General features: G+C 39.2%; 5 protein-coding genes and 1 other RNA gene. 1 reads left to right on the top strand and 5 read right to left on the bottom strand.

Translation table 11 applies throughout. From position 1 onward, the window contains the following. The first annotated feature begins 7 nt into the window (after positions 1-7). Entirely contained in the window at positions 8-1201 is a 1194-nt protein-coding gene (locus ACINWC323_RS00385) for an IS256-like element ISAba26 family transposase (RefSeq protein WP_221408631.1), read from the top strand. Between the two features lie 215 nt (positions 1202-1416). Here ACINWC323_RS00385 and ACINWC323_RS00390 read toward each other — a convergent pair whose 3' ends face one another. The 5 genes from ACINWC323_RS00390 to ggt all read right to left on the bottom strand — a co-directional run bounded on the left by ACINWC323_RS00390 (position 1417) and on the right by ggt (position 8170). Beyond that, positions 1417-2373, bottom strand: coding sequence for a YagK/YfjJ domain-containing protein (locus ACINWC323_RS00390; protein WP_009516210.1), 957 nt, complete (start codon positions 2371-2373; stop codon positions 1417-1419). A 358-nt stretch (positions 2374-2731) separates the two neighbouring features. Next, positions 2732-4072, bottom strand: a complete 1341-nt coding sequence (locus ACINWC323_RS00395) for a hypothetical protein (protein WP_009516212.1) — start codon at positions 4070-4072, stop codon at positions 2732-2734. A gap of 256 nt (positions 4073-4328) precedes the next feature. After that, entirely contained in the window at positions 4329-5474 is a 1146-nt protein-coding gene (locus ACINWC323_RS00400; RefSeq protein WP_009516125.1) for a tyrosine-type recombinase/integrase, read from the bottom strand. A gap of 183 nt (positions 5475-5657) precedes the next feature. Then, positions 5658-6017: a transfer-messenger RNA gene (gene ssrA / locus ACINWC323_RS19965) on the bottom strand. A gap of 158 nt (positions 6018-6175) precedes the next feature. Next, entirely contained in the window at positions 6176-8170 is a 1995-nt protein-coding gene (gene ggt / locus ACINWC323_RS00405) for a gamma-glutamyltransferase (protein ID WP_009516187.1), read from the bottom strand. Position 8171 lies beyond the last annotated feature (1 nt).

Genomic DNA, 8171 nt, shown 5'->3' with positions numbered 1-8171 from the left:
AGCAACAATCAAAAGTATGGCTGCCGAATTGGCTAAAGGTCTAAAAACACCAGAAGACTTAAACCAAATGACAGCAGTCTTTAAAAAATTCATGATTGAAACTGCACTCAATACTGAACTTTCAGACCATCTCGGTTATGAAAAGCATCAGCCCAAGAAAGGCTCAAATAGCCGTAATGGGTTTAGTTCTAAAACCATTACAACTCAAGATGGACAACTGGCTTTAGATATTCCCCGTGATCGAGAAGGTTCATTTGAGCCACAAATTATCAAAAAGCACCAAACACGCATCACCAGTATGGATGACCAAATCCTCTCACTGTATGCAAAAGGAATGACTAATAGGGAAATTGTAGCCTTCTTCAAAGAAATGTACGATGCCGATGTGTCAGCATCTCTCATCAGCAAAGTTACCGATGCTGTGATTGAGCAAGTGACTGAGTGGCAAAATAGAGCCTTAGATAGCCTTTATCCTGTTGTCTATCTTGACTGTATTGTTGTCAAAGTCCGTCAGCACTCCAATGTGATTAACAAGTCCGTATACCTTGCTTTAGGCATCAATATGGATGGGCAAAAAGAATTACTGGGTATGTGGATTGCTCAGACAGAAGGTGCCAAATTCTGGCTGTCAGTCATGACAGAGCTAAAAAATCGAGGAGTACAGGACATTCTTGTTGCCTGTGTAGATGGATTAAAAGGCTTTCCTGACGCGATAGCCTCTGTTTACCCTCATACTGATATTCAACTGTGTATTGTGCATGTTGTACGCAATAGCCTGAGATTTGTAAGCTGGAAAGACTACAAGGCTGTTACGTCGGGTCTGAAAGCGATTTATCAGGCAAGTACAGAGGAAAATGCTTTAAAGTCCCTAGACATCTTCTGTGATCAATGGAATCACCAGTATCCCAAAATTGGAGAATCCTGGCGGGCCAATTGGGAAAATATCCGAACGATCTTTAGCTATCCAGCCGAAATACGTCATGCTATTTATACAACAAATGCGATTGAGTCGTTGAATAGCGTAATACGCCATTCAACGAAGAAAAGGAAAATCTTTTCATCTGATGACTCAGTAAAGAAGGTCATTTACTTAGCAACATCAAATGCTGCGAAGAAATGGACGATGCCAATTCAAAATTGGCGTTTAGCAATGAATTGGTTTACGATTCAGTTCGATGATCGATTAAAAGATCATTTATAAAAAATGGAACTTACACAAAATAATTTACAGGCTCCATGATAAGGAATATTCAACAGAATCAATTAACATCAACCATTTGCTAAAATATTGTGCTTAAAACTTAAATCTACTTTAAGATATAGAACCTTCAATAAAGTAAAAGCCATCTTGAGTAATTTACTTCTCAGTCAAAATGGCTTTTTTAAGTCATAATGTATAAGTTGAAGTAGGTTGGTTTAGCTACGATCTATGCCTCTTCTCTTCTTGGTGAGGAATTGCCCTTTACCAAAAGTCTGCATATTCTTTTCGACTTTTACCCTTAGTCGCTGCATGATTTTGTCTTCACGTACTAACGTCAGATAGCTAATTACGGCTAAAAGTAAATCCCAATCCCCTTCATTGTTTCTTGAAACCATTCCTAAACCAATTTCACAACCTGCTTGCCTCAGTTTATTCTTATACTCATTACAATTAAGATTAAAATAACTTCCTTCATCCTTAGTTATTTCTTGCCATTTCTCACCAGTCCGTTGAGCATAGTAAGAACCATTCTGGACTTTAGCGCCATCATAGATCAGCAATAAATGGACGTGATAGCCCTTTTCCTTACCTTGTTCTATAGCCCAAGAATAACCTTGAAGATGCTCAAAAAAGGTATCTTTATTGGATAGCCTGTTACGCATGACTTCAAAATGACGATAAAAGCGTTCAATGTCTATATTGCTCTTAGCATCTTTGGTATAACCAAGATCAACTCGAACAATAAGTAGCTTTGAGTAATGATTGAAGAGTGCTTCTACATAATCTACAAGACTTTTTGTATTGTTCTCCTCTTGCAAATCGAACTGATGTAAATCCTGTTGAACTTTTGCTCTCATACTATTAGCTGTGATTTCTAAGAAATTAAGATCTTGATCATCCAGCCCTAATACAAACTCATAATTATCGAGATGTTCGTTATTTGGATCGTAACGCATTTGATCAATAATCAGCTTTAAGCTAATGAAAACAGAAATATGATCATAATAGTAATAATCAATATTATAGATAGGTTCAAACTGCTCAAGTAGCTCTTTGAAGATAGGTAACTGGGGTTGCTTAATGCCTGTTGTAAAAACATCTATTATGAAGTTTTCGATAGCGAATAAGATTTGTGTTTCAGAGTAGTTCTGAGTTTCAGCGATGTGTGTCATGGTGTCTCCTGTAAAAGTACTTTCCACCATCACATCAGTCTGTTGAGTTTTTTTAAAAGGATTGTGCTTACATGGGCAATCTAAGACCTCAGGTATAGAATTGCCTATAAATGAAATCTTAGATGTAAATATCAAGTGAGAAGAATTGATTTTATAGATAGCAGCTTACGAATCAATAGATTAGGATATCTTAATAATATAAGAGACCAACTAAGCGTTGTGATTATTTTTGTCTAAAAATTCAGAAAAACAATTACTCTATTCTCTAAAACTACCTAAGCCTTGATAGTTTTCATGCTAAGAATGAAGCTAAAGTAAGCCCCATTGTTATAAAGTAGTTTAAACATTGAAACATTTTTTAATATTTGGTTCCAAAGCCAACTAGCGTCAATTGTCTTGTCTTCGACAAAGAGCTTTCAACAGGAAGAAATATAGCTAAACTGATAAAATATGGGATTAAAATATCTATAACGGCTTTTATCTTTGCCTTATCTTTTGACCCGACATATAAATCTTCAGTATCAAATAAGCTTTCGTTCCTCATCAAGTTTTTAATTTTTGCGTCAATTTCAATTCTTTCACTGTATATTTTTTCCTCTGATTTGCTTTTATTTAAGATATTGTAAATTGATCTCACCCAATGATCCTGAATACTTTCTATGACCTCCTTAACAGAATTAAACTTTTCATTAATTTCAATAAAAAAAAGTACATCTAGATACTTTGTAGAATTTTTTTCATTAATAAATTTGATGTAATTGATATCTTCAGATAGACGATACTCGCCTTTCAGCCTTTTCATTAGATTGGCAAAAGTTCTAGAAAGTAACCGAACATCTTGCTCCATATCAGCCGACTTGAACTCAAACCTAAGAATCAAGCGATCTTTAATAAAGATTTTCTGAAATATTTTTTCATTTATATAATTAATATTATTGAAATTTTTCTTGAACTTAGCTTTATGAGCAATTAAATCTTTTTTAAAATCCAACAGCCTATTGTTTAAAAATAAAGCATTTTGGTTGGTAAAAACCCCTAATTTCCAAAATATAGTACCATCTTCAACTACCTCAAAAACTTTCAAAAAGTTATAAAGATCACTCGAATCTAAAACATGCATTTTTTTAGGTATGTTGCACTCATAATATTCATTTAATAGGGTAAAGTATCTTTGACCTATCAAGGTAAGACTTTCTTTAGAGACAAATGCTTTAGGATCCATATTCTTAATCCATATAGCTTTTTCAGTTTTCCCTTCAATAATACTATCCATAAAGATAAAAAATTTGACTATAAAAACTCTTAGATTTTCATCAAATCCGTATTCTTTAAAATACAGGTTGACTAGTTTTTCTAATTTCTTCTCATGCTTATCATACTTCCAAATATTCTCATTATTATCCAAGGCATAGGTAATAAGATCTTGAATTGAACAAGGAGGTATCGGTGATGGTCTCGCCGGAGAAGTACCACTTACGTCACACCCCCTAATGACTTCTTTCTTTTTAAAAGAAATTCGTTTTTTATCTATTTTAACTCCCTCTTTTAGGTCAAGTGATTCCACTGCTGTTTGATCTATTTCTTCTTGTTGCAAGTTATAGGTTGCCCCACTCCCAACTGCTATGCCTGGTCTTATTTCTTCAGTAATAGCTTGAAGTCTTGCTCTAGAATCATTGAGAAACCTTTTTGATTTATGCACTTTAATTACCTATAACTATCTGTTTTAATAAGAACATAAATATAATTTTATTATAATTACCACATAACATAAACAAAATAATCACCTATTGATTTATAAAAAAATACAGTAATAAACTTAAATTAATACAAAAAAAACCCATCATTAGAGCTAATGATGGGTTTTAATTATGACTAGTTAATAAACTCTATTTAGAATTGTCTTCCACAAGGGAGTGAGACCAACTTTTGATCACTGAAGTATAACTTTGATACTTTTAGAAGAGCTTGGATAACCATTCTCTTATTCGCCCTTCATACCATTCCATAATTTTTACACGCTCGTCCCAATACTGTGCGCGGTTGTAAGCAGAGCGAATACGATTTTGAGGTACATGTGCAAGCTGACGTTCAATCGCATCAGGATTGAATAAATTAGATTCATTCACCACGGTACTAAATAAAGATCTAAATCCATGTGTAGTCATTCGTCCTGCATAGCCTGAACGTTTAATTACAGACAATATTGACTCGCTGCGCATAGCTTGCTTGTTATTTAATCGATGTGGAAATAACAGATCCTGATTATGTGTCAGACGCAATCCTTGAAGCTCATCGATCATCATGTCTGTTAAGGGTACACGATGGGGTAAACCGTTCTTCATACGCTCAGCTGGGATGTCCCACTTACGCTCATCTAGATCAAATTCATCCCAACGCGATTGCAATAATTCACTGACTCGAACGCCAGTAAGCATGATCAGAATAATTGCATGATGGGTTTGAGCATCTGCTGGATAGGTTTTGATACGTCTAAGGAATTCAGGCATTTCGCTTTCTGATAATGAAGCTAAGTTCTTTACTTTTTTATTCTTGAGCGCATAGACCAAATCACTTGCTGGATTATCGTATCTATAGCCATGAGCTATAGCATATTTCATAACCATACCACAACGTGACAAAGTGCGCTTAGCCACCTCTAATGAGCCTCTAGCTTCGATCTTTTTGATTATCAGCAATATATCTGGTGCTTGAATATGATTAATACGTTTATTAGCCAGAGCAATATAAAGCTCATCTAAAGATGCTCGCACATTACTGATATGTTTGGATGACCAAGTCTCTCTTTGGTTCTCAAACCAGTCTTCAGCCACCTCTTTAAAGAATGGCTTAATGTCCTCACGCAACACCGACTTGGAATATTTGTATTTCAGTTCAAGTGCAAGCTCCCTTGCTTTCTTTAAACTTATATCAGGATATGGACCAAGCGACTCTGACTTCCGCTCGCCAAGAACAGTAAAGCGTATGTTCCAGTATTTTTGCCCGGATGGCGTCACAAGAAGTGATAGCCCATTCTCGTCTGAAAGGCGATATCGTTTTTCTTTTGGCTGTGCTTTTCTGCATTCTGTATCGGTAAGCTTCATCTGTATCTACCCTTTATCGAGACTCAAATAATTGGGTAAATTTTCCCAATAATTACCCATAGAAGGCAAAAATTAGGTCAAATCAAGTCGGATAATATCGGACGAACAGGCAAATAAAAAAGCCTTTAAGTATTGAACTTAAAGGCTTTTTTATATCGGATCAAACAATCCCGAATAATATTTTGGTGGAGATGGCGGGAGTTGAACCCGCGTCCGCCAGCATTACGCTCGAGAATACTACATGCTTAGATATCGTCTATTGTTTTAACGCTAAGCGACCCGACGAACAGGGTACTCAGCGCGATCCTCTAGATTTGGTATAGTGTCCCGAGGCTCAACACTATACGGACTTGTGTGCGTGCGCTTCAGTCGGGTTCACTGACCACAAGTATTCAGTGAAGCGGACAAGCTGCCCTTAGGCAGCTAGAGCGTATGATTCGTCGTTTGCGACTATTAAAATGCAAATTTTATTTACGAGAGAAAATGCGCTCTCGGCATGCATCTATGAGTTTCATCACCAGCGTCGAAGCCAGAAACATCCCCAAAGTACAGCGCAATCATAACATAGATCGTTAGAATTTAAATCTTAATTTCTAACCAATCAGCAAAATATACGCTTATTGCTGTATATGGCGACTGCACGACATTTTTCAAGCTACAAATCAAAAAGCTGCCACAGGGACAGCTTTTTTGAATTTGGCCTATAGTGCACCATTACCTAATACAATGCCCTCACGGCGTGGATCGACACCACCTGCATATTTGCTTTGCTTATCAATCTTCACTTTCATTATTGTGGCAATACCGCTGGTTTGAGCAGTATTGGAAATACCATGTCCTTTTGCTTTCAAAGCATCAATCAGTTCAAGTAAGGATAACTGGCTATTTGAACTGTCAATATTGGTATTTGGGCTGTTGGTCGCACCAAAATTCATCAAAGAAGCGGCTTGTTGGGCATTCAGGTTCCAGTCCAATGCCCCCACCAGCGTTTTTACCACATATTGAATGATGGTGCCGCCACCCGGTGAACCAGTTGCCATATAAAAATCACCCGGTGCTGAGCCTTTAAAGACCAAGGTGGGTGCCATGGTGCTGCGTGGACGCTTACCACCTTCCACCCGATTCGCCAGTAATGCACCCGTCTGATCGACCGGATTGGCACTAAAGTCCGTTAACTGGTTGGATAACAGGAAACCATCCACCATATGGAATGAACCCATACTCGATTCAACAGTGGAGGTCATCGACACCACATTGCCATAAGCATCGACAATGGTAAATTGAGTGGTGCCATGTTCAACGGTCTTATCTATCCCTGCATTTGAGTTAAATTGACCTGCTGGGGCTACGCCCATGCTTTGATCTGGATTGATCAATCCGGCACGCTGTTTCAGGTAATTTTTATCAATCAAACTGGCGATACCCTTGGCTGGTAAAGCTACAAAATCAGTGTCTGCCACATATTTATCACGGTCTGCATAGGCCAATCGCTCAGCTTCTGTGACCAGATGCACGCCCATGACATCCGGAATTCCGCCCTCATTCTCTGGGTTTTTAGGCGGATATTTACTCATCTCGAAATTTTCTAAAATGCCCAGCGTTTGTGCAACTGCAATCCCACCTGATGATGGCGGTGGCATGGTACACACATAGTAGCGATCACGATAAGTGGTACAGATTGGCGTGCGTTTTTTGACTTTATAATCCGCTAAATCCTGTAAGGTCATCAAACTTGGCGTGATGGGTGTCCGAGCTGCATCATCCCCGACCATTTGGCCCGCTTTAGCCACAATATTTTTCGCCATCGGCCCACTATACATGGCCTTTGCCCCTTGGCTTGCAAGTGCTTCCAGAGTTTTGGCATAAGCTTTATTGGTCATGGTCTCACCCACTTTTCGAGGGCTACCATCTGGATAGAAATAGGTTGCGACTGCATTGGCATCCAGTGCCAGATGGTCTGCATTGCTGGCAATTGCATCCGCCAGACGCCCAGGAATACGGAAGCCATGATCGGCAAGATCAATGGCCTGATCAAAAAGCCGATCCCATTTCAGTTTGCCATGCTCTTGTTGTGCCTGTTCCAGCAAGCGCATGACCCCAGGGACACCAATCGAACGGCCACTGCGACGGGCACTCGGTACCGGTGCGGGTGATGCCGGATCATGCAGATCCTGTCGAACCAGATAATATTCATTGGCAGCAGCAGGTGCGGTTTCCCGTCCGTCATAGGCAGTGACCGTTTTGCTTTCTGCATCGTAGTACATCATGAAACCACTGCCTGCAATGGTACTGGATTGCGGTTCTACCAAGCCCAATACCGCCTGTACTGCAACCGCAGCATCCACAGCACTGCCGCCCGCTTTCAAGACGTCACAGCCCGCCTTTACGGCCAATGGCGTGTTCGCCACCACCATATATTTATCGGCATATTTCACCGTATTATTTAACCGATAGCCTGAGGCGCCTTCAGGCGCTGCGGGATCACCATTCTGATCCGAACCGACCACCACACTTGAGCCATCTTCTGCCCGTTTGCTACAGCTACTTGGGTCCTGATCAACGATCAGGTTGGGGGTTGAAGGATGGCCTGTATTTGGATCTGTGCCTGATTGATCTGATGAGGAATCATTCCCACATCCTTGTAATAAACCAACAGCCAATACGCTGCTCAACCAAAATGAATATCGATGATTCACG

The organism is Acinetobacter sp. WC-323 (assembly GCF_000314615.1).
GTDB lineage: Bacteria > Pseudomonadota > Gammaproteobacteria > Pseudomonadales > Moraxellaceae > Acinetobacter > Acinetobacter courvalinii.
Note: the sequence above shows the minus strand (reverse complement) of the source record. Positions and strands in the feature narration are given on the sequence as shown.